The sequence below is a fragment of the Halocatena halophila genome, assembly GCA_027563145.1.
Lineage (GTDB): Archaea > Halobacteriota > Halobacteria > Halobacteriales > Haloarculaceae > Halocatena > Halocatena halophila.
Genome location: CP071307.1, coordinates 187,848 through 211,699, shown reverse-complemented (window position 1 = coordinate 211,699; position 23,852 = coordinate 187,848). Strand labels below are relative to the sequence as shown.

At 50.7% G+C, this 23,852-nt stretch carries 18 protein-coding genes; 7 read left to right on the top strand and 11 right to left on the bottom strand.

The features are described 5' to 3' along the window. Window positions 1-45: 45 nt before the first annotated feature. Window positions 46-777 carry an arylamine N-acetyltransferase family protein gene (locus tag JXQ78_RS15175; protein ID WP_330633362.1) on the top strand — a complete coding sequence of 244 codons (732 nt, stop codon included), beginning with the start codon at window positions 46-48 and terminating at the stop codon, window positions 775-777. A gap of 113 nt (window positions 778-890) precedes the next feature. On the opposite strand, the gene JXQ78_RS15170 is transcribed toward JXQ78_RS15175, so the two are convergent. The 3 genes from JXQ78_RS15170 to JXQ78_RS15160 all read right to left on the bottom strand — a co-directional run bounded on the left by JXQ78_RS15170 (window position 891) and on the right by JXQ78_RS15160 (window position 6,622). Beyond that, window positions 891-1,535 carry a helix-turn-helix domain-containing protein gene (locus tag JXQ78_RS15170; protein WP_330633361.1) on the bottom strand — a complete coding sequence of 215 codons (645 nt, stop codon included), beginning with the start codon at window positions 1,533-1,535 and terminating at the stop codon, window positions 891-893. Between the two features lie 734 nt (window positions 1,536-2,269). Continuing rightward, window positions 2,270-3,865, bottom strand: a complete 1,596-nt coding sequence (locus tag JXQ78_RS15165; protein WP_330633360.1) for a long-chain-fatty-acid--CoA ligase — start codon at window positions 3,863-3,865, stop codon at window positions 2,270-2,272. Between the two features lie 1,059 nt (window positions 3,866-4,924). Then, a complete protein-coding gene (locus tag JXQ78_RS15160) occupies window positions 4,925-6,622 on the bottom strand; it encodes a PKD domain-containing protein (protein ID WP_330633359.1) in 1,698 nt (565 codons plus the stop codon). Window positions 6,623-7,879: 1,257 nt separating this feature from the next. Here JXQ78_RS15160 and JXQ78_RS15155 point away from each other — a divergent pair. After that, window positions 7,880-8,641, top strand: coding sequence for an HpcH/HpaI aldolase family protein (locus JXQ78_RS15155; protein ID WP_330633358.1), 762 nt, complete (start codon window positions 7,880-7,882; stop codon window positions 8,639-8,641). 1,098 nt (window positions 8,642-9,739) lie between these two features. Here JXQ78_RS15155 and JXQ78_RS15150 read toward each other — a convergent pair. Then, window positions 9,740-11,335 (bottom strand): S8 family peptidase, encoded by a 1,596-nt coding sequence (locus JXQ78_RS15150; protein ID WP_330633357.1) that lies wholly within the window; start codon window positions 11,333-11,335, stop codon window positions 9,740-9,742. Window positions 11,336-13,128: 1,793 nt separating this feature from the next. Between JXQ78_RS15150 and JXQ78_RS15145 the strand changes: the two genes are divergently transcribed. Continuing rightward, window positions 13,129-13,830: a class I SAM-dependent methyltransferase gene (locus JXQ78_RS15145; RefSeq protein WP_330633356.1), complete on the top strand. Its 702-nt coding sequence runs from the start codon at window positions 13,129-13,131 to the stop codon at window positions 13,828-13,830. A gap of 112 nt (window positions 13,831-13,942) precedes the next feature. Here the strand turns inward: JXQ78_RS15145 and JXQ78_RS15140 are convergent, their stop codons facing one another. The 4 genes from JXQ78_RS15140 to JXQ78_RS15125 all read right to left on the bottom strand — a co-directional run bounded on the left by JXQ78_RS15140 (window position 13,943) and on the right by JXQ78_RS15125 (window position 17,022). Beyond that, complete coding sequence (locus JXQ78_RS15140) at window positions 13,943-15,004, bottom strand: TrmB family transcriptional regulator (RefSeq protein ID WP_330633355.1); 1,062 nt, start codon at window positions 15,002-15,004, stop codon at window positions 13,943-13,945. Window positions 15,005-15,417: 413 nt separating this feature from the next. Beyond that, window positions 15,418-15,780 carry a DoxX family protein gene (locus JXQ78_RS15135; protein ID WP_330633354.1) on the bottom strand — a complete coding sequence of 121 codons (363 nt, stop codon included), beginning with the start codon at window positions 15,778-15,780 and terminating at the stop codon, window positions 15,418-15,420. Between the two features lie 3 nt (window positions 15,781-15,783). Further along, window positions 15,784-16,374 carry a carboxymuconolactone decarboxylase family protein gene (locus JXQ78_RS15130; protein WP_330633353.1) on the bottom strand — a complete coding sequence of 197 codons (591 nt, stop codon included), beginning with the start codon at window positions 16,372-16,374 and terminating at the stop codon, window positions 15,784-15,786. Window positions 16,375-16,497: 123 nt separating this feature from the next. Then, window positions 16,498-17,022: a helix-turn-helix domain-containing protein gene (locus JXQ78_RS15125; RefSeq protein ID WP_330633352.1), complete on the bottom strand. Its 525-nt coding sequence runs from the start codon at window positions 17,020-17,022 to the stop codon at window positions 16,498-16,500. Window positions 17,023-17,366: 344 nt separating this feature from the next. On the opposite strand from JXQ78_RS15125, the gene JXQ78_RS15120 reads away from it, so the two are divergent. The 4 genes from JXQ78_RS15120 to JXQ78_RS15105 all read left to right on the top strand — a co-directional run bounded on the left by JXQ78_RS15120 (window position 17,367) and on the right by JXQ78_RS15105 (window position 19,768). Further along, on the top strand, window positions 17,367-18,104 hold the full coding sequence (locus JXQ78_RS15120; RefSeq protein ID WP_330633351.1) for a helix-turn-helix domain-containing protein: 738 nt from the start codon (window positions 17,367-17,369) through the stop codon (window positions 18,102-18,104). A gap of 91 nt (window positions 18,105-18,195) precedes the next feature. Beyond that, window positions 18,196-18,948: an AzlC family ABC transporter permease gene (locus JXQ78_RS15115; protein WP_330633350.1), complete on the top strand. Its 753-nt coding sequence runs from the start codon at window positions 18,196-18,198 to the stop codon at window positions 18,946-18,948. Then, window positions 18,945-19,289, top strand: a complete 345-nt coding sequence (locus JXQ78_RS15110) for an AzlD domain-containing protein (protein WP_330633349.1) — start codon at window positions 18,945-18,947, stop codon at window positions 19,287-19,289. Before JXQ78_RS15115 ends, JXQ78_RS15110 begins: the two co-directional genes overlap by 4 nt. 341 nt (window positions 19,290-19,630) lie before the next feature. Further along, window positions 19,631-19,768, top strand: a complete 138-nt coding sequence (locus JXQ78_RS15105; RefSeq protein ID WP_330633348.1) for a YciI family protein — start codon at window positions 19,631-19,633, stop codon at window positions 19,766-19,768. 628 nt (window positions 19,769-20,396) lie between these two features. Here JXQ78_RS15105 and JXQ78_RS15100 read toward each other — a convergent pair. From JXQ78_RS15100 to JXQ78_RS15090, 3 genes are all read right to left on the bottom strand, one after another. Further along, a complete protein-coding gene (locus JXQ78_RS15100; protein ID WP_330633347.1) occupies window positions 20,397-21,542 on the bottom strand; it encodes a tyrosine-type recombinase/integrase in 1,146 nt (381 codons plus the stop codon). Between the two features lie 424 nt (window positions 21,543-21,966). Next, on the bottom strand, window positions 21,967-22,707 hold the full coding sequence (locus JXQ78_RS15095) for a DUF7379 domain-containing protein (RefSeq protein ID WP_330633346.1): 741 nt from the start codon (window positions 22,705-22,707) through the stop codon (window positions 21,967-21,969). A gap of 172 nt (window positions 22,708-22,879) precedes the next feature. Beyond that, complete coding sequence (locus tag JXQ78_RS15090) at window positions 22,880-23,644, bottom strand: SDR family NAD(P)-dependent oxidoreductase (RefSeq protein WP_330633345.1); 765 nt, start codon at window positions 23,642-23,644, stop codon at window positions 22,880-22,882. Window positions 23,645-23,852 lie beyond the last annotated feature (208 nt).

Below are 23,852 nucleotides of genomic sequence, written 5' to 3'. Positions count from 1 at the left end.
AATCATAGGGCTAGCCGTTATTAGCCAGCAGTTCCTCTTTCACTAATGGAAACGAAAACATATTTTCACCGGCTAGATGCCAGTGGCGAGACGTTTGAATCGCCAGATATCGACGCACTCTCTCGACTACAGCGTCTTCACATCCAGACCGTCCCATTTACGAATTTCTACGTGCGTAGGTTCAACGGTGCCAGTCTCGATCCAGCCGAAGTCGTTCCTCGGATTATCGCGTCTGGTGGTGGGCTTTGCTACGACCTGAACAGTGGATTCGCGTGGCTTCTTACGGAACTCGGATACGACGTTACACTCATATCTGGTCGAGTAAAACGAGATGACGGCTCGTTTGGTCCGGAGTACGATCACTTGGCACTTCTCGTGGACGATCACCTGGTCGATGTCGGATTTGGTGATTTCGCTCGTCAACCACTTCCTCTCAACGGTGATCCACATACCGACGTTTCTGGCACCTATCGCGTCGTAACACGTGATGATCACCATGCGGCTCAAAAACAAACGGATGACTGCTGGAAGGACGAGTATCGATTCACTTTGAGCGCACGAACGCTTGATGAGTTCGTGGAGATGGCAGACTATCACTCTACGTCACCGGATTCACCGTTTACCGGTCCGCTTCTTGCGACACGCGCTACCGAGAATGGACGCGTAACGCTCTCCGGTTCCACCCTCACCACAAAAAAGCACGGAGAACAAACAAAGCAGCATGTTCCTCCCGAGCGGGTGGATGATCTACTCAGGGGTGAATTCGGACTCTCCTAGCATTGGAGATTCGAGTCCATGCATCTTCAGTGGGATCAAATCAGGTCCGACTTGCTGATCCGATAGAGACCTACCGACGGTCGCAGACCGTGTCTCATCAAAGTAGCATCTGTTCATCTTTCAGCTGGTGCAATCTCTGTGATGAATTCTTTGATGATTCTGTTTTCAGCCCTGCGAAGCAGTCTACTCGACGACGATTTATTGATTTCAAATGATTCTGATAACTCCTCAAGCGTACACTCCCTGGGCATGTTGTAATACCCACGTTCGACTGCCGCAGTAATGAATTGTGACTGATGGTCCGTGAGTAACTCATTGGAATCACGGGACTGAGATAGTGACAAAATATGATATGGAATGTCGCTTGTGGCTAATTCCTCCGTGTATGTGGACAGTTGTTCGTGTGATGCGGTGACCGTGAACGAAAACCATCCGTCCTGGAGATGGACGGGGTATTCTGGAAGATTCCCCGATGACCGGAGCGTTCTATACGCCTCCGACATTGGGATGGTACATTTAATCACCACTGTATCATCGTTATCATGTACTATCTCATAGGAGCGTACTTCGGATGCGTCCTCGAACTGATGTTTCAGCCTGGTCTTGTTCGGTGTCTTCGCTTCGACAATCCCAAGCAAGCCGTCGGTCGTAGACTGATCAGTCAGTACGTTGAATTCAGTGTCCGGAAATTCTGCTGAGATATCAGCCAGCCAGTCCGTCACTGCAGTAGCGTCGAGCTTCAATCGAATGCTGGGCATATCAGTCGAGGATTGTCCGTCGAGACACTTGAATAGAACTACATGTTTGTGCGTACAGTAATCCTCGTTTATAACTAATATTTTCGTATGCAATAAGCCATAACAAGACGACCTTCAGAACGACACTGTGGGGTTGACCGATGGATCCAACCAACAATCACCGAACTCGCAGCTCGTGTCCACTGGTTGCTTCGAACGGAGATAGTCAGACAAACGAGAGTAGTGCTGAGTTTAACAGGGGAAAGACCACATTTCGAAGGCGGATAGAAAGTGACCAGAGCGCTATCTTCCCTGTTGAGCCTGGCCGCTATCATCTATACATTGCACGATCGTGTTCATGGGCACACGGTACGCACTCGTGCGACGGATAACCGGTCTCACAGACGTACTCTGGTACAGTTGGATAACGAATGTGACACCATCGTTACTAACGAATCAATCGAGAGCATGCGAATGCTAGCTGTGGCGTTTCGTGACCTCGGAAACGGCGTGGACCTTTATCCCGACGATCATCGTGATGTGATTGATCGAGTTATCGACGACATCGATGCCCTATCGAAGAGTTTGTCATCGGATTCACGATTGGTATGAATCAGACAGGACCACAGTGAAATCAAAAGGGTCGCATCATATTCTGCGTGTGAAACAGAGGTCATCCACCGGAGGATATCGAATGAAATCACAGCACCGGGCGAGAATACCGGCTTTAGTCGCGGGAACGTCTCAACGACGCTTCATTCCGTCCCAATTACTCTGTCCTGGTCCTCCCAGTAATCCTGTCGGAGCTGGTATTTTTGTATCTTCCCTGTTGCAGTTTCAGGAAGATCAGCAACGAAATCGACACTGGTAGGAGCCTTGTAGGTGGCCACCCTGTCCCGAACAAATTCGAGTATCTCCGCTTCAGAGGGATCTGCATCCTGCTTTGGGACGACGACGGCAGTCGGTGTCTCTCCCCATTTTTCGCTTGGGGTCGGAATAACTGCTGCTTTTTTGATCTCTGGATAGTCGTACAGTACATCCTCAATTTCGATACTCGAGATGTTCTCGCCGCCGGAGATGATGATGTCTTTCTTTCGGTCCTGAATCGCTATCATCCCGTCTCTGTCTATCGTGGCGAGATCACCGGTGTGGAAATACCCCGACAGACGCTCGTTGAACGCCGTCTCAGTTTCTTCAGGCTTGTTGAGATACCGATCCATCACTTGATTGCCCCTCACGACGATCTCGCCAATGGTTTCTCCGTCATTCAGCACGTCGTTCCCATCCTCGTCGACGACTCGTATATCAGTACACAGTGTCGCAGATCCCTGCTTGACTTTGAGGTCCCGTCCACGAATGGCGAGGCGTCGTGGAGAATTGCTGGTAGTAATGATAGGCGCCGTCTCGGTCAGCCCGTAAATCTGGATAATCCGCCAGCCAAACTCGTCTTCGACAGTTTCGATAGTGGCACTCGCCGGAGCACTTCCGGCGGTTGCGATGCGTACTGCGCGATCGCCGGTCGTCTCCACGTCCTTTTTTTCGTGATAAGAGATGAGTCGATTGAGCACCGTGGGCGCACCGCACATGAACGTGACGTTGTACTCACGGATACGACGGAACGTCCCTGCTGGTTCGAACGTCCGCTGACAGACGTGCGTCCCTCCTGTCCCAGTAATGGCATAGGTATGTCCCCAGCCATTGCAGTGAAACATCGGCAGCGTCCAGAGATATGTATCGTCGTCCCTGATCTCCATGTGCTGGTTTAACACGAGCGCATGCCAGCTCTCCGTGCGGTGGGTTCGGACGACACCCTTCGGATCGCCCGTCGTACCGGAGGTGTAGTTAATACTCGCGTCATCGTCTTCCGATATAGCAGGCCGTTCCGGATCAGCCGAAGACTCTCCAGAAAGCAACTCCTCGTAGTCTATCCACTCACCGTCGATCTGGTCGGCCCTGTAGCCAATGTACTCCCCTGCGAGAACTGAATCTCGAACCCGCTCAATTCCATCAGCAAACTCGTAATCTGCGATAACGACCCTGGCTTTACAATCGTTCAAGATGTACTCGAAATCCTCAGGTGTGAGCCGGTAGTTCATCGGGACGAACACGCCACCAATCTGGTTGACAGCATACAACGTCTCGATGAAGTAATGCGTGTTCGGAGAAAGCAACGCAACACGATCGCCCTTTTTCACGCCCATATCCGAGAGTGCGTGCGAGAGTTGATTGACACGCGCAGCGATCTCCCCATACGTGTACTCTGTCCCATCGTGCGCTACGACTCCGACCACGTCGCCGTATAGATCTACTGCCCGGTCAAGGAAATCCGATGTGAGCATTTCAACTTTCATGAATTTTCGACCCGTTTGTTCTAACCGAACTGTCTAAATTGTTTCGGCCAGGACGGCGGTTGATTTTGGGACGATCGGTTTGAGAGGCGACACAGCAGTCACTAAACCATAAAACTGTAAGCGATTCACGGACACGCGCTTCGCGCTATGGAGTGTACAGAATACCATCTGCACACTCAAACTCACTTGCGTCTATATCTTCACCGTATCGCCAGAAACACTTAAGGAAGTAGTGTACTCGACTACTCTCAGTCACAGTTCGCGGCAGTGTTGCATGGTAAGGACTGTATTCGTGCGTTACGTCAAGGGCTTTTCATGGGTAACAACTGGTGGTGTCACCCCAAATGTGAGACACAGAATGTGTCCGATCCCCGGTCTGCAGTCCAACGACTCTTGTGAGTATTGTGAGTTCACCGTGTTTATTTCTGATGAAATGCGGTCAGTCTCGATCCGACGGACGGGGCACTTTTCGACAGTACGACCGTTCATTACAGACGTATGCCTGTAATTGACGATATAATTTAGTAAATTAAGATATATGTATGTGGGTAATAAAAATAAACCATCTGCCGAGGCGTCCAATTATTTTGGATATCTAAAGATACCACGATATTGTTATCCATATATTTTTTATCAGACAATACTTCCAAATTCCTATTAAGTTAGTGATCATGGTATTCATCGATGAATCGTAGCGTGGTAAGAGTAGACGTCTACCCACTGTTGTTCATTATATATGAACAGATTCGTGGAATACAGTACACCGCCCACTGACTCGTCTGCGAATCATATCAGATAATAGATGGTAAGCCCATACACCGGCCAGACTCCAGCGAGGCAAATTCCAGCAACGAACTGACTATCGACGAGATATGGATTTATACAGAAGAGTTGATGGCCGTCGTCGTACCCATCTCATAGTGGATAGACAGGATTACAACATGTGAGAACCCGTTTTCTGCTGGAACCTCGATCTCGTGGGAGCAGAACTACTCGTGGGGGCCGGGACAAACACGTGCGTACGAAATTGCTGTGCCAGCTACATTTCCAACGAGTTCGTCAGTTGCCCAATCGGTTTTTCAGTTCGATTGCGTCAACGAGGTCATTGTTCAGATCCATATTCGTTTCCAGTTCGACGTGGGCAGTGTCGACCATCAGATCGAGAAGCTTCTGTCGCTCGGTGGCTCCCTGATGTCTTCCGTTGAGATCGTCACCTGTACTCACCTCAAGTGACCACCACTGATTCGGATAGGCCGTACGCATGTTGTATGGTGAATCGTGGAAGGCGAGTCGGATCGCGAATGCCGAGAGATCTGTGTCTGTGTCCGCATACTCGTCCGGCATGTGTTCCTCATCAAGCATGACTTCGATGATATCGCGTTGGGGATGCCCATGGCCGCCGGGTGGTCGTTGCTCATTGTTGTAATGTCCAGCACCCATCGACTTGCCGTAATTCGACGGTCCGACCCACCAGATCACGGCCCCATCGAGATGGTAGGCTACTGTTGACGTATTTTTGAACAGCAGTACCTGATAGCCGTACCAGCCATCCGAGTGTATCTCAGCGCTGGCTGCCATCGGGGCGCTAGCAGTAAAGCTGTCTCCCCCCAGCGGGGTACCAGTCACGGGATGAACGCCGTTCTGAATCGAATCCAGAAGCTGGTTGTCATAGTTTTTTAAGATTGTATCGGGAAGATTGTGTTTCGAGGTCCATTCGGCGTTCTCCTGGCCCTGGAAGTACACACGATCGCGTTCTCGTACCTCCTCAGTTTTCTCGCCACGGGCGTCGGTGGGCCACACATCCTGATAGAACAAATCAGGATTGTTGCTCGCGGGAACTGGTCCTGCCGTTTGCTCCCATGCTGTGGATCGTCCCGACCCCTGGAACGTCGGGGATTCAGCCACGTCAGGGAGCAACATTAGTCTGGGCAGCAGTTGTGCGGTTGCGTGAGCGGGGACCCCCACATCTGCGAACTGATTTGCCCACTTTAGTGCCTGGGTTCCGAGCGATCCCAGCCGAAGTGATCCGTCGGTAACGTTGTTCCGGATCGCATCGAGATCGACATCGTATCTCACTGCCTTGTCGACATCCGTGAGGTTTCCAACTGGCTCGTCCGGCCGTGGGGACCCATCATCCCCCACCATGAAATCAATAAAGATATCCGGGATATAACGCGCTTCGTAGTTCGACAAGAACTCCGCTATAGTGGTGTCTGGCGAGATGGTGCCATCCTGAGAGCTGACGATGACTGTCGATGTCGCAGTGTCGGTTGCGCCCGCATCGTCTGTCACTGTGAGTGATACTGTGTACGATCTCGCCTGGTCATACGTGTGGCTCACCGACTGTCCGGTGGCAGTGGTACCATCATCAAACTCCCACTCATAATTGCTGATCGTTCCGTCGACGTCTGACGATCCCGATCCGTCGAACGTGACCGAATCACCCGGTTCCGGATACGCTGGAGAAGTACCGAACGAGGCCGTTGGCGACTGGTTGTCACTGTCGCCACCCCCATCACAGTCGCCGATCTTCTGCCAGACCTGGTCCGTGGTGTCTGGTTTGTTTGCCTGAGTCCACCACTGGGACTCCCAGAGGGCGTTGTTGTATTGTACGCGATCGCCACTTGAGTACGCTGTAGCAGCGTCCCACTGGGGAGTATCACTACAGTCCGCAGCCGTGGCGATCTCGCTTACGGCAACCGTCAAGACTGGTAGTGTCGATGCCTTTCGGAGAACAGAACGTCGTGTGAACTTCATGTGTTGTGTATGTCTGTCATCGCGCGCTGATCTGAGTCGTTACTGTCTGTATCCGATCTGCTCCGACACCGTTACGGTGTACGATCGGATTCACCCGCGAGTGACCAGAGTCGACGCCACTCCATCAGAATCGACTGTGTCGTGCTGTCGCACTATATCCAGTGATCGTGTGCTGTATCTCCAGTTCTCGCTGGGTTCTATCTAGTATGTATAACACCATTAAATAATATTTTCTAAATATATTATACATATTTTCACCATTTGTTCTCATGGACAACACCTAACAGAGAATTCGTCTCCATTTGAAGAACTGACACAGAGGGTTGTAAGTCACTTTGTTGGTTTCGTGGGCAGATCGTACTGATACCACCACATGTTCGCCGACTCGGATGGAGTTAACCCGCACTGATGTGAAGACGTGTTCGATCCATTCACGTGCGATTGGAGTGTCCGTATCCACGAACTGTGCACTCTGACTATTCACCGTATCAACCGATTCCGATAGATCACACCCAAAAGTGGAATGATCCGGTGAGCGGTTCAAATGTTCGCTACGAATCGGGGTTCTCATCAATGACTATCTCACCGCCTTTGTCAGTTACAACCGGCTATTCACTTTTTCGACAAGGTCGTGCTCGTCGGATCATTGGATGAATAAATTCCGGTCTGGCGTACTGCGGCCCAGTCGTTGTTGGTCTGGCAACTCGGGGTGAGATCACGAATATCGGCATTGAGAAGTGCGTTCGTGAGTTGATATGTGCCATCTTTCTGGACGTTGAGGAAAACTGAGAGCCACAAGGAGATACCGATGCGATCATCGAATGATATTCAGATGCACAGTTTGAGTGAAATGATTGTTCCGCTCTGGATAAATCGGTATAGATATCCCAATATATAATTCTAATTTATTTTAAATTAAATAGAAAGCGAGTATAAATAGCTATCACACAACAGATAAAGCTCCACAATAACGATATTGAACTGGAAATTGATTTCAGTCAAAAATACGAACAACCCAAAATATCCTTTATCATTCTCCATACCAATAGAATATCGGTTTTATAGACATTTATGTTGAATGAATATCCATATTTTTGATCAAATGATCACGCAGGGACGGACTCCATTTTAATTGCAGGTTGTGACCGTTTGAATATCTAATCATTTCTCATAATTTATCCAGGTGATAATATCCCGCAGTATGAACTGTTGCTGGAAACTATTTTTCTTTATATTCTCCTCCACAAGGAATCAATAATGTCGATAACGAACCACACCATACGGAAACTCAAACAGGGAGAGACAGTCGTCGGATCGTGGCTCCTTTCTGGAAGTGAGCGTGTAGCCGAAGTCCTCTCGCAGACAGCAATCGACTGGATCGGTATCGATACCGAACATGCCCCCCACTCACCCGAGCGTGTTGAGTCACTCATTCGAGCAGTAACACCAGACGCGACACCACTGGTGCGGCTCCCCTCCGTCGAAGCTGCTATCTCAGGCAGTGCGAAACACGCTCTGGACGCCGGTGCACAGGGGATTATCGTACCCAATGTCGAAACACCAACAGACGCGGCATCTATCGTCCAGGTATCTTCTTTCCCACCAACAGGCAAGCGTGGTGTTGCCGGTACCGTTCGGGCAAACGCATACGGAGAACGGTTCGATGACTACGTAACCACCGCAAACGAGGAGACGCTCATTACTATTCAGCTAGAAACACCATCAGCAATCAACCGTGCCGACGAGATCCTTGCTGTCGATGGGATCGATGTTGCGTTTATCGGAGAAAATGATCTTTCGGCTGCCCTTGGTCATCCAGGTGAAAAGGATCACCCAGAGGTAACGGCAGCTGTCCAGCGAGCGTTCGACGCTGCACAGAACAACGACGTATATCCTGGCATTGCTGGTCGAACGCCAGCAGTTCAAACCGAACGGGTTGATTTCGGGTTTCGGTTTTTCCTCCTGGGTGCCGATCTAACCTTCATGCGTACTGGCCTAGCGCCTTTCCTGACCGAGTAGGTGCAGAACGTGGGTCCCCATCGAGAGAGTCACACGCTGTGGTAATCATTACATCCGTACATTTGTCATAGGTTTCTGATTCACACTAGTGGTGAGGATTTTATCAATTTGACCTCCAAGCAATCACTCTCATGCGCAATTCTGTAACTGCTGGTGTGGTGTAGTGCGGTAGTACTACTGGAGTAATGGAGTATACCTCCTTGCCACCCATGAGGGAGCCTTCGAAGGAGAAAGCAGACCACAAAGAAATTCGGTACTGATTGACGCTACTGCCTCGCTCGATGACTAGTTTCCCATTATTTATAATATTACTATATACTTAGTTCTTTGATCAGGTCTGATAAACAGCAGCGTTCACTGGCTGACCTGCTCCGTTTCACCGTAGCCACTGGATAGACTACACTCTATAGATAGCCCCAACCAAGAGGTAGTAGCAGTTTTCTTGATGAGACTGTCTCCATGATAGTATGTCTTTCTACGATTGGGATGAACAGCAGTAGTCCGGCGTCTCTCACGTTCCAGGATTGCCAATAAGTTTACGTACGTACCAGTACGAGAGACAAATGTGGTGTTTCATTGGCAATTGGTACCTCATAGCAATAATAGTGTCTGTAATTGGTAAACGGTTACGATTACAGAAAGACAAACGGGAGGGAACGACCGGTTCCTGGGGAGAACTACAGCTCCGATAGCGTACTGATTGTCTCGCTTCGATCACTTGAGTTTCGCTTCAAGATCCAAAACAACGGGAGAGAGCAGTTTAGTTGCGCTTCGTTGCGGGGTCGATACGATGGATCCGTGTATCCAGCGATCCACACACGCCAAGAGAAATTTTTGATCGGTCGCTATGGTGGCTCATCATTACTATCCGTAGCTGGGGCATCGATTCCATTGCTGTTGGATGTAACTGTTCAATCTGGACGATCTTTTCCCGTCTCTACACGGTATCGCTCTCGGATTACGTCTGCGTTGAGGATTCGAAAAACACACGGGATGAACAGGAGTGGGATGATACGAACGATACAACCGGTGTGAAAGCAAGCCCTGCGCTGCCCAGTGTTATTCAGCCGCTAAAAAATAGAAAGCAGCCTGGCGGTATTAGCTGGACTCGGTGATCGTCAGGTCGAAACTTCCCGATCCACTGTAGGAATCGACCGTGACCTGGAGTGCAGTTGAGGTGTCTGGTGTAGAGATCGTGATCGCCTCCTGGCTGTTTGGACTCCTTGAGGAGTAATCGGAACTGGATGGAGACGGAGCCGTGGTAGTTCCTTCGTTGACATAGAGGTCGAAGTCGGCGCTCGAAGGACCGTCCAGTTCGATCGAGAGTTCGCTCGGAGAGCTGTATTGCCAGTCCCAGGAGTATGAAGCAGAATCATACCAGCTCGAGAGCGAACCACTGACCGTCTCGCTAGTGGATCCGCCGTCACCACCGTCGTCATCGTCGCCACCACCGCCGCCACCATCAGCAGCGTCGACGATATTTTTCGCATCGACACGGCCTGAGCCCTGTTTTTCACTGGGTTCGCCGATGTCGACGGCTGTGGTTTTCAGGCGATTTCGGAGTTCGGAGACGGTGAGATCCGGATCCGCAGCGACTCCGAGCGCAGCGACTCCCGATGCAGCCGGACACGCCATCGAGGTTCCCGAATACGATGCATAATCGTTACCAGGAACTGATGAAAGGACCCGTTCACCTGGTGCGATGACGTCGGTTTTTGGGCCGTAGTTCGAGCCTCCTGTTGTATCTCTCCAGGAATCGACGAATTCATCTCCCTCTCGACTCGCAGCGACAGCAACGCATTCGCTGTACGCTGCAGGATAGTCTACACTGCTGCTACCAGCGTTGCCATTCGCACAGATCGGGAGTGCGCCGTTATTGACAGCGTATGAAACGGCGTTTTTCATGGTAGAATTGGAGCTCCCCCCACCGAGAGACATGTTGATGATGTCCGCACCCTGGTCGGTAGCCCATTTGATACCATCGGCGATGTCTGCGGTTGACCCATATCCATCAGCCCCCAGGACGCGTCCAGAGATGATTCTTGAGTTGGAGATGCCAGCTATGCCCGTGCCGTTATCGGTCGTACCGGAAGCGATACCCGCGACGTGAGTTCCGTGGGATTCATTCGATCCCACTGGCATCGGGTCGCTATCATCGTCGGCAAAATCCCTCCCTTTGTTCGAAGCGAATTGCGATTCGAGGTCTGTGTGGGTGTAATCGACGCCGGTATCGATGACCGCGATGGTCACGTCCGTAGAGCCGAGTGTGGTGTCCCATGCAGCCGGTGCATTCACCTGCTGGGGCGCGTACTGTTCGTTGAACCGACCGTCACTCGGGGTAAGCGACACGGAATGGGTCGAATTCTTTTCGGCATATTTGATTCCGTCCCGTTTCGTGATGGCGTCGATGAAGTTTTCACGAGCTTTCTCGTTGCCCGGGAATTTCACGGCGACATACCGGAGGTCCTCGTTTTTGTGAACGACCTCTGCCTTGCCGGGAACGTGCTGATCAACGTGGGATTCCATGCTGCCTGCGTCTGCAGTACCCGCTGAGACACCCACTAGAATCTCATCCTCTTTTGGACCCGGGGCACGTCCCGGAGTTGCCGAAGTTACCCCAGAGAGGCCTACGAGTCCGCTGATTCCGAGTAGTTGTAAGAACGATCGTCGTGTCTGAGAGTTGCTATCTCGCATACCCATTTCGCCAAATATGTGGGCAGATTATAAAGTTATCTAATGACATGTGATAATATTCATAATCATATATTTGGTAATGATAGTACTATGGAGCAATAGGGACTGTGGTCACAGTACACCTTTTCGATGATTTGCTTCCTATACTTCCGATTAGCTGGGTGTAAGCGGAAAGCCTGCTTCAACAATCACCGAAGGTCCAGGCAGAGGGAACTTCGATCGTCAGAGCCTTCAGCTCTGATTAGTAGTCAGAAGATGTTTATAAGTTCTAGTACATCAAGTGACTCGAGTGAGAACTGAACGATAACGTAGACAAAATGATGCGCTGACCATTGGTAAACGAACATTGAACAAGTTCAAGAAACTGCTGTCCGAGGATGGTCAGTACGGACACAGCCCAAAACGTAGGGCACCGTCCAACGCGAGGATGACCCTGCGAATCTCCATATTTCGTAGACCTAATCTCCATCGGAAGACCACATGACCCTGTCGTGAGAATCTCAGATCCTTCACTGACGTACAGCTCACGTTTCACAGTTTGGAGTCAGCAAATCCGCATTGGCTGGGACCATCACGAATTTGTTGGCATATTTTGATCTGAGTGACATATGAGTGGATTTTCGATGAATTATTAACGATAAATAACTACTTATTTGACTTTGTATATTGGGTGTATAGTTAGTAAAAAATTTTTATATCAAAAATTGATCTGAATAGGATAACGAATATGTTAGCCATATTTTTCTGGAGTATCGCGAGTATCAGCCAGAAATTTTAAAGGTGCAGCTTGACTTTGAATATATGTATTCATATTTCTTCTATGGGGGAAGAGCAGTCCAAATGGATGTCTCACTATGTAAGGCTCGGTAAACTACGCTCGACGACGGGTGCTTACTCAGGCGTTTTGAAGTACATCCAGAAAAATTTCTCAGTTTCCGTGATCGGATACATATGTGTCCAATGAATAACTAGAAAGATTCTGAATCATGATGCATCTGGGATAGTGACCTAAAATCGAGAGGGAGGTGGGTATGCGAGAGTTTCGCCCTCCCTCAATACCATCTACATCAGTAAATGTGAAAAGTCTGGTGGTTGGTATTAAATATTACATATGATATGATGACAAGTCATAACTAAAGTGGATAGTTATAACCGCATTGAATTGCACATATATCATCGGTTCTTTGAATAATCCATATAATATCTAATGATACTATCCACTATAATTAGTATTAGAAAACTCATTATTATAAATATATTATATGTTTTGGAGTTTCATAACTAGAGCTCAATAACGTTCCTTTTTCATCAGCTGCCACAAATGACTGGAAAGATTCCAGAGCACGTGCCAACGTGACCGGGCGCCCACACGGAAACCTTCGACGAACAGATTGAGGTATTCGAACGTGGAATCTCGTGACGGTCGGTCACATCGAAGACAACGAAAAGTATTACCGACTGAGCAAGGAGAATAGCAAGATCGGTTAGACGATCTTGCTCCAGTGTTTCGTAAACACGATCCAGAATGGAGGGTCCGGCTCGACAACTAGTGACCAAGAATTTGTAGGAAGCACTACTCCATTTCCTACTATGATATCTTCGACGAGAGAGATTGCAATGGGACGTACTATTAGTTTATTTTCAAATGGAGAAAGCATGCTTCCGTGCCTACTGTTCGTCCGCAGTGAGTCCCACTCAAATTGGCACAACCTATCCTGGATCCCTAGAATAATTTATGAAAATACCCCCCACATAGGGCACATAGCTATCAATAAAGAAGTAATAGTGAATGTATGGCTGCTAGATGGACGTTGAACGAAAAACAACATGCTGGCGAAGAACATTTCGAGACCGAAGCAGTTGCTCAATTCGACGAGAAAATGCCATTCGATCCTGCTTCGGAGATTGAGATCTTAGAGGAGATGGGCCTCTCAAAAGAGGACACTGTCGTTGACCTGGGCACAGGAACAGGAGTTCTTCCCATCGCCATTGCAGATCACTGTGATCGGGTGGTAGCAGTCGACATCTCGGAAACGATGATAAAGATGGTTGATAAAAGTATCGAAAAGTACGGCATACAAAACATAGAGACCGTCCATGATGGATTCTTGAGCTACAATCACCAGGGAGATCCAGTACCATTCGTCTTCTCGAAGGATGCACTCCATCACCTCCCCGACTTCTGGAAAATTGAGGCACTCAAAAATATTGGCGAAACGCTCACAATGGGTGGGATATTCCGATTACGTGATTTCGTTTTTTCGTTCGATCCACGGGACAGTCATGAAACCATCGAACAATGGCTCGACGAGAAAAAAGAATTTACTGACTTTTCTGATGAAGAATTGTACGGCCATTTTCGAGAAGAATACAGCACATACGGGTTTCTACTCGAATCAATGATCGAACAGGCCGGCTTCGAGATTCTCGAATCAACCTACGAACAGAGTTTCTACGCGGAGTACATCTGTCAATGGAACGGCCACTCCAACTAGTGGAATCATACGGTTATCGTTCTCGCATACTAATATCATTGGACCTATTTGACAGTCGGTAGTCACTAGTACGACCGGTAAAAGCGATTCCATCGCCTTTCCTACGCATGCCTCAATCGTTCAATCGAAGCGTAATCCGTTCTGCTTCGTACTCCTCAATAAACGAGCCAGGACCACCAATTCTGACTTCATTGTTATCAATCTGCAGGGAGAGGTTGTTTTCGACGGTGAAATCGTTCGTCGCCGGTTCAACGAATGCCTGGCAAATTTCCGTTACTGGGCCCGATAGCTCCGTCCCATCGGTGGTTTCAACAACGGCGCAAAGGTCAGATCCAAGCGAATCATACAGCGCCGCGTGGAGAGTTGCGCTTCGAAACCACTCGAAGGTTTTCGGGAGTGAATATGGATCAGTGACGAACACCTCTGTTGAGACGGGCCAGTATACTCCGAAGAAGGTAGCAACAACCAGACCAGTGATGTTGGTCTCTGTTTCAGTGACTGAAACAACACTTTCGTCGGTGTGGACGCCACTAAAGATATCGGTGCTGCCCATCATCGTCGAATGGAAGTCGATGGCGTACATGAACTGCAGCGACCCGGTTCTACAGCGTACCACATCCGCAAGACCAACATATCGTTCGGTCCGTTCATCCACGGAGTCCATTTCTCCGACGAGTAAAACGACGAATACGTCTCGATCGACGGCTGCTTTCAGTTCCGATTCGATGTCGGAAACAACACGCTCAGGAACTGCAACCAGTGCTTCCTGCTGTGCGCGTGCAATAGCTCGCCGAAGCCCCTTCACCGCGGTCTCTCTGGATTTGATCATCCTGATATCGGGTGCCTGGGGTTCCGTTCGAGTGTAAAGCGCATCAAGTGACGGTTGTATCGACTCCAGTTGGTCCGTGAGGTTGGCAATCGCCTCTTTCGGTGGGAGGGCACGGGTCGTTGTGGGAGAAGCATGATCGTTTACCCGAACCAATCCACGATGTTCGAGTCGCTCAACGATTTTGTAGACCGCCTGTTGTGTGACGTCGGCATCTTCCGATATAACACGTGTTGTCGCTTCTCCGCGCGACAGCAAGGCAAAATACGCGTCGATCTCACCGTCTGTAAGACCGAATACACCGAGTTTCTCTCGAAGATCGTCATGGGGACGGCCATTCGAAGTCATCGTCTGTTGCTATACTCTCTGATCGGTTTGTGAGTATTCATCTCGTTCGTATTCACACCGAAGAAGGTCTCCAGCTGACCCCGAACGGCCTCGAGGAAATGCTGTTTTTCCCCGTTTTATCGAGTTGTTCGGCGATCGGTATCACTGCTGAATTTTGCATCAGGTCGTTACCGGCCCAGTAGGCCTGGTTCGGAACACCCTGGGCCTCGTAGGGGCCAAAGTCGTTGTACAATCGATCGACGTACTGTTCGAGCAGTGTCGTCGAGAGCGAATCCGTTGTGGCAAACTTTGGTCCCGTTCGGTGATACGAGCGCTACCTGATCATCGACTCTTCGACCACCTTCTTCACAGAGCCAATATCAATCAGACAAATCGAGCCGCCCGCCAGTCACATCACCTACTCTGGGGCTGAATCACGAGAGCAAATCTAACACCAGTGTGCCTACGGCCAACAGCAGGTAGACGTGCTGTCCACTGACAGCATAATCGCCAGCGCGTATGTGAACGATTGAGGCACCAACAAAGTACACGACGAGGCCGAAAGCTGCTGCCGTCGCCATCTGTCCCACCGGTGTGACCATCCCAATCAGCAATCCGAAAGCTCCCGCTGCTTTCACGGTTCCAAGAATGGGCAACCACGATTCTGCTACGTCTATCTCAGCCATGGATTCGAGGATAGGTGTAGGGGGGCGAAAGAATCCTACCGCCGAAATGCCGACAGCGACGATTGTCAGACTACTACTAACAGTGTACGCAGTTGATACTGTGAGAGTCATAATTTATTCGTGAGTGGCTCGTGCTGTTGTTCGTTCATCGTAGGACTCGTCCGCAGCGATTGCACACAGACCGTCTGACTCGATTTCGAGCGGTATATTGATGAGATTGGTGTAGGTATGAAACGCAGTCAGCCACGTGAGTTCGACAATTTCTCGATCGGAAAAATGGATGCGAAGCTCTTCGAACGTGTCCTCTGAGACGTTCTTATGGCGTGTGGTTTCTTCAGCATATGCCAGGGCTGCGCGTTCTGCCCCAGTGAAATGAGGATTCGTCTGATACGTCGAAACCGCATTGAACTTCTCCATCCCGAGGTTCTCTCGGATTGCTTCTGACTGCACGAAATCTACACAATAGCCACATCCATTGCACTCTGAGACGAGCGTTCCAACCATGAGCGTGAGTTCTGCGTCGAGTTGAATCCCATTCTCGTGAAATTTCTGTAACTTCCGATTACATCCCACCAACCCAGGCACGCGTGCAAACACGACTTTCAACGGAGTCATCACACGCCCAAGCTTCCGGCGCATCATCCAGTAGACGAGTCGCATTTTGAGTCCTTTGGGCTTCTCAATCGGCTCTAGTCTCGCACACATAGACGTACGTAGGAGAGCACGGAAGATGGACATTCAGTGCAACATGTTCCAGCCAATACTGCTGGAATCCCCGAGCGACGATTTCAGGGATTCAAGTCAGGAGGCCGTCGTTGGCCGCTGTCTCTACTCAATTGGCTGGGCAAAGAACTCCTTGATGATCGTCTCCTCGGCGCTGTGGAGCACCCTACTCGCCGTCGATTTTCCAACGGCTAGCTCGGCGGCAAGCTCGGTGAGCGAACACTCACGCGGGGTGTCGTAGTAGCCGTGCTTGAGGGCTGCGAGCATGAATTCCCGTTGGCGATCGGTTACTAGGTCGGTTGGCTGTGTCGATTGTGTGACCGAAATAACCTCATATGTGAAGCCAGCCTTCTCAAACTCGGCTTTGAGCCTCGATAGTCGGTCGTGTGAACTCGTCAGTGCAAACGTTAGCCACCCATCACGGAGGGAAACTGGAAACTGCAGAAGGGTCCCGGAGGCCAAGATTGCACGAACTGGTGGCGGAATGGTCCCCATCGCATACTGGATTACAATGGACTGTTCGTCCGTGTGGAGCACGTCGTAGGATAGTGGCGTTGCATCGAAATACCGGAGGACGTCCTGACGAGTTTCTGTAGGTGCCTCGAGTGCGACGAAGAGAGCATCATCCATTGGGAAGGCAGCGAGTATCCGGAACTCCACATCGGAATGATCAGTTGAAAATTCGAATGCATCCCCCGGGAGTTCGAATGTTATTCGGGTGTGGGCCATTCACACCGGACTTCGTTCCACGGTCACTTCTACTTTGACACAAACGTGTCCATTCAGCTGTTCCGCTCGGCATGTCGATTTGGTCTGCTACACTGGATTTGAGTGTCCACAGGACGAGCAGGCGGAGCTGGAGATATCGCTGGCATTTTTATCAAATCATAAATTATTAGTAGAAAACCACACGCTGAATCGCAGTGTTGGCGGTAGACAGAACACATATTATCCATATGACCCTCTAGATATCAATGCGCGAGTTTATTTTTACGATCACATACGCGCGTAGTGCCGATCCCATTATGGACGTATTTATCCAGTATCCGAGCCTCCGGGCACAGACCATCGCCTGTCACGTCTCGGCAAATGGACAGTGGCGGCTTGATCGAATTGTTGGCCCCGCCCAGGCCCTCGAACAAGTAGAAGCGATCTATACGGATGGGAACCACTGTAACGAATGTATTGGCCCCCACGACTGTCTTACAGAGTGGGACCACGAACGACTCCTTCAAACGCCAACGTGCAGGCTGATCTACACCTACTCCGCAGCAGCCAACAATTGTTGGTCAATCCCAGAACTTGCCCACTGTTATCTCGGTGACGGACTGGTATGCGATGCAGCACGGCACAAAAACCAGTACGAATGGCGATTGCTCATGCCAGACGGTGCTCGCGTGAGTGAACTCTACAACGGACTCAAATCGGAGCTCAAATCGGACCTTTCGCTCGACTTTCGACAGGTTGGCGAACCAACGTACTGGACCGAAGAAGGAGCCACGGTTGCCGACCTACCGTATGAGCAGCGGACAGCGGTGCAGGCTGCAATCGATAGGGGATATTACCGAACGCCGCGTGAAATCTCACTCACCGATCTCGCAGCAGCGATGGATATTCCCATGTCTACACTCCAGTATCGGCTCCAGCGGGCCGAATCCTGGATCATCCAGCAGTTTGTGAATCAACCGATCGCTCGCCACGTGAAAATGTAATTGTCACTGACGCACCTCCAGATTGAAACTCGCTCGTAGTTCGGTGAGGACCGAACTACGATCTATTGTCCACTGGATCAAACCGTTGGCTGTGAAAATACCGACCTCATCACCGTCATGGACCGACCTCTATGCGGGAATCATGGCGATCTTACCAATTTCACTCGGTGTCGTCCCGTTCGGCGTGATTGCAGGAGCCGCTATGGTCGAATCTGGCATTCCCCCACATCACGCTATCGCAATGACGATCGTCAGTTTCACCGGTGCAGCACAACTCGCAGCGATCGATCTCATCGATCAGACCGCACCAGTCGCAGTCATAGTCCTGACGGCGGTGATAATCAATCTCCGATTTATGATGTACAGTGCTTCGATGGCACCATACTTTCGACGATTTGACGCACTCACGAAGTGGCTCGGTGCGTACGTTCTCACTGACGAAGCGTATGCAATCTCGATTAGCCGGTTTCGCAACGGCGATCTGAGTATTCACAGCCAGAAGTGGTTTTATTTCGGTGCTGCCATACCGTTCTGGGCGACGTGGCACCTCAGTGCAGCCCTGGGTGTTGTATTGGGTACGAGTGTCCTCTCTGGAGTCTCGTTAGCCTTTGCTGTCCCACTCACATTTATTGCGCTGTTGATCCCTGATCTGAATGACCGTCCAACGATACTGGCTGCACTCGTCTCCGGTGGAACGAGCATTCTTCTCGGATTTTTCCCGTTTAACCTCGGACTCGTGACGGCCGTCCTCATCGGTATCGCTGCTGGGAGCGCCTTCGAACAGCGATCTACCACGCAATCAGATCGAACGGCAGCCACAGACACGGGGTGTGAGACGGCATGATGACAGAGTACGGACTACGAACCATCTGGATGATATTCATCGCCATTGGGATCGGAACATATGGACTCCGTCTCTCATTCATCCTGATTTTGGGACGAATGGGTGATCCCCCACCATACCTCAGTGGATTGCTTCGATTCATCCCTGCGACGGTGCTTGCTGCACTGATTGCACCGACACTCGCCGTGCTGAGCGTTGATCCAGGTGTTGGCTTCGAAGTTGACTACGCTAAGGTTGCAGCTTGCCTGGTGGCTGTTGGTATCGCCTGGCGAACTGAGAACGTACTCGCCACGATCTGTGGCGGACTGGGCGTCCTCTGGGCGGTGCAGGCTGTCGTGTGAACGACCCGGCTACACATCTTCGGAGTGGAATTCACCGTGCGTTCGTCTGGGCGTATCACAGCAAATTTCTGTCGGGTGGGTTGCCATCAGTGTAGACATCGATACCCGATCACTTTCACTCTACAAGGGTCAATTATACAATCGAAGATGGAATACCCATGGTATATGAACAAACTACTGCGTGTGAAGGCGTTGAATGACGCAGTTCGTCGTATATCTTGACAATAAACAGCCCGGAGTACTGGACGATGGGCTGCTTCAGGACCACTTGACTATTTACGCCATCTTGATGAAGAGGGGTTCTTGGCGTTTTGTGGACCATGCAAGGATGGGACAGGATCATGATACTCAACTGTGAATCCCGCGATCATGCGCATTCAATTGCGAACGCAGATCCATTTGCAGAGAAGGGCTACTACCAAGACCGGAGCATCTTGGAGGTAGAGCCAGCGAACGCTGACAACAACTATCTTCTGTGATATTTCGATACCGTTGGATGGATTTTATGTCCTAACAGATTGCAATGTCGATAGACAGCCAGTAGAACCGCATCTGACCGGTGGATTACACCGAGAAATAAGAGTAGTTCCCATTATATCTTTACGCGGGAGACGATCCAGAGGCACGCTCTAAGTTGTTTGTGAGTCTCGATGGAGCGACACTTCATACCTGAGTCAGACAACGCTTTTCCAGCCGCTCCGACGACCCTTTCCGTCGAGCTACGCTATTGACTCACACACGATCGATAACCAAAGGCTATGAAATGAATTCAGTTGCCGATCAGCAGAGCGGTGAATTCATGCTGGGCCGTATGCGTATCGGTCCATCCACTTTGTCGGTGTCGCCACCATAGCGACGGAGATTCAGTGACACGGCCACCTAGTGGCTGTCCATGCCTCAAGACACTGCCAAAGTATGGAGGGCGGTGACTGCAGAGCGTGTTATCCTCCCCCAACTGCTACCATACAGTGCACCAGCAAAGGTATTGGGAAGACAACGCGATTCGAACTGGCCTATCGATCCGAACCTTTGGGTCAAATGACAGCCACGATCGACTGGAGCCCCGAGGTCAATGACAATACTGTCGTTCAATCGGATTGTGAGCCGTCACTCCTCAAGGATGGCAGAGATGCGTTCGGCCCGTTCTTCGGCCTCGATGTGTGAGTATGCGTCCTTGGTCGTCTGGAGCGATCGGTGCCGGAGCAGATCCTGTGCTTCACCACGATCGACACGGAAAATGGTATCCCCGAGCCCGCGCCTGGCACCGTGAAGTTTGAGATACTCGCCGTCGATTGTGATTTCAGCCCGTTCACAGAGCCGTTTGACATGGGTTCGCATGCCATTGACGGTGACCGCAGGGGGCACAATCTCGTGCTCTCGGAGCACCTGATCGATCGGTTGCTCGTCAAGGAGGGTCTCAATTTCACCCTGGGACAGTCCCTTCGCAGCAAGCTGTTCGCGAGCAACTCGGTATTTCGATGGGGCGTGTTGCGTTGGGAAGACCGGCCAATCGTCAGGGGGCTCTCCAAGCAAGCGAAAGTACTGCTGGAGCGGAAACACCGCCTGTCGTGGAAGCGGCGTCGTCTCCCACTCCTGAGCCTTGCCAAACACACGCAGGGTTCCGCTCTCGGTCTCGGCATCAGTCTCGGGAAGCGAAACGTTGTGCCAGCGGAGCCCCTGGCGACCCTCCCTGTCGTCTGCGCTTGTTCGAAGGATTTCTGCTCCACGAACGCCCGAATAGGCTAAGACGTAGCCAAACGCCCGGTCGCGCACTTCGAGGCGAGCATCCGTTCCCGAAGCCTCGATCGCATCATAGGCTCGATCGTCGAGCCAGCTGAGAAAACGATCGCGGGTGTCCGGATCCCAGAACTGTTGACGATCGTCGCTGTCGTCAGTCGGGAGTTCCTCGCGTGCGCGTTCTCGTTGGGCGGGATTCGAGGGGAGGACACCATCACGAACACAGTACGAGCAAAATCCCGAAATGATGTTGTAGTACGTGTGGGCACTCGAGGCCGCGAGTTCATCGTCTCCAACCTTCGTGGTGAGATGCTGGGCATAGCGACGCAAAATTTGTGCGCCAGCGTCCGGATCGGTGAGCGCAGCGATTTCATCAATCGACAGCCACGCCTGCCACCTGTCGAGCGCACTTTTTGCCGTTCGGTAGTACGTGCCCGACTGGGCCCCACCTTTGCTTTTCGAGCGGAGATACCGTTCAATCGCTGCATTGAGGTCAGCTTCAGTGAGCTCGCTCATGGCGTTTCGTTCCCTCGCGGCCCACAGCCCTGGCTGATGACCCATTCGTAGTGGGTGCAATCAGAAATTCGGGGAAGAGTGGGGATCTCGGTCGAGAACATCGTTCGTACTTGTTCGAGGACGGTGTGATGCTTAAACCCAATGCCTGGTAGAAACCGTATGGCGTCGAAATAATGGAAATAAATCCCAATTATTTGCACTAAACGTTTCAGGGAGGATAAATCAGCTGTTGGATTCGAGAGCAGGTGTGTAGATATGGACTATCTGGAACCCTCTTGTCACAACAGCATCCCACGCCAGCGTCGACAATGCCGACGGTGGCGGGCCAAACAGCGAGGGTCAACGCACCCACAACGCAAACCCCTGACACAGAGGGATTGGATATTCACACAACGTCGATATTCGATTTCTCCTTCGAATATACTCACCCGAGATACGAGGTGTACGTCTCAAATACTTCCGTGTCGAAAGAGAGCTGAATGTGTCCTTTGTATGGTATGAAGACGTTCTGGGCAGTCGAAACTGAATTAGACTCGGCATCTGGAAGCGTCGCAAATTCGTCGGGGGTGATTAATGCATCAAAATTTGACCAAATAGCCGTGTATTCGACATCTTCTGCGAGTTGACCGTCGTTAAGCTCCTGTAAAAATTCGCTGTTAGGTACCATAGTTCGACCGCCCGGCGTGATATACGCAAGATAGGCGATGTATGTCCCCTGGTGTGGCGTCCCGAGTGTGATAAGCGAATCAACGTACTCATGGGCTCCCATCTTTTCGATCGCCCACCGTGAATCGAGTCCCCCCATCGAATGTGCGATGATGTCGACCGCACTGTCATGGCTCGCACTGATAGATTCGAGAGTTGTTGTTACCTCCTCGGCGTATACCTCCGGTGAATCGAAGGTCGTGGCGAGAGCACCAAGGCTCAACACGTACAACTGCTCCTGGTCATAGCCAATTTCTTTCAATCGATGTGTGGTAAGATCCCACCACGGTGTTTCTCCACTGTCGAGAAAGCCATGGACCATCAGTATCGGATTACGATCGCCCTCTGTCGTTGCTCCTCCAACACTGCCCACTCCGACCGCCGAGACTCCAGCGGTCGCCAGTCCTGTGAGAAACGTTCTCCGAGTCGTTTCCCGATCAAATGTTCTGTCGTGAGCCATAGGATTGCTACACAGTATATCTGCAGAAATATATAATGATCGTTATGCTGGATATTCATTGTGGTTTATATGCTAACGAGTTTAAGCCAGTATTCTAAAGATTGGAAGCGATCGCAGTCGTAGAGTACCAAGATAGTTATGGAACGGTGATTATTTCAAGATATTTATATCTCTATTCTATATTTTCAATGGTTCCTGCCGTCATTCTTCGCCAGAGGGACGGAAAGCGCCGGGTGAGAAACAGGCCAATTTTGGTGGTCCAATCGGGGGTGATCACCGGTCGAGTAGAGTGAATTTTGCGTGCTAGCTTACGACCAACTGTTTCGGGGGAAACCGTCATCCACTCAGGGTAGTCGAGATCGGCGGTCATCTGTGTGTTCGTCGATGGGGGAATCAGAACCGTACAGAAGACGTCCGTCTGCTGGAGTTCTAACTGGAGTGAGCGGACGAATGCGTTGATGGCTCCTTTCGTTGCGGAATACCCGGACATACCGGGATGTCCGGTGTCCGCAGTCCCCGATCCCATACAGTGGATAATACCGTCACCACGCTCAAGCATGTGGGGGAGAACTGCGCGGACCAACCGTTGATAGCCAAAGAAATTGACCTCAAACTCACGTCGTGTATCGGCAATTGATTGGTCTTCGAACGGAGCGATCCTGGCCACACCGGCGTTGTTGATGAGGATGTCGATTCGATCCCATTGGTCGATAATATCGTTCACTGCGGTGTTTACCTCGTCGGTCTCCGTCACATCGCATTCGTAATATTGAATCTGAGCAACAACATCATCCTGGAGCCCACGAATATTGTCACCGCTCGTATCGAGCACCCCAATCCGACGAGTATCCTCGGCAAGCGCTCGTAACAAGTGAAAGCCGATTCCCTCGTTCGCTCCAGTGATGACGATAACCTCCGTATCGCTTGGCGAACTCATATTCCAGGTGATAGCTGATTCGCTATGAGACACAACAATCGGCTGACCCTGCTATCTGGAATCATATATCCATGATTCGTATTCCACCGTTTCGTGAAGCGAGAAATCACTTTTCCCCTAACAGTGTTGGCATCAATGCCTACTGTCTGTGCTATTACTGGTATCTGAATCATCTGCGTGCTCCTCCACATTCGTGAGCGAAGAGCGT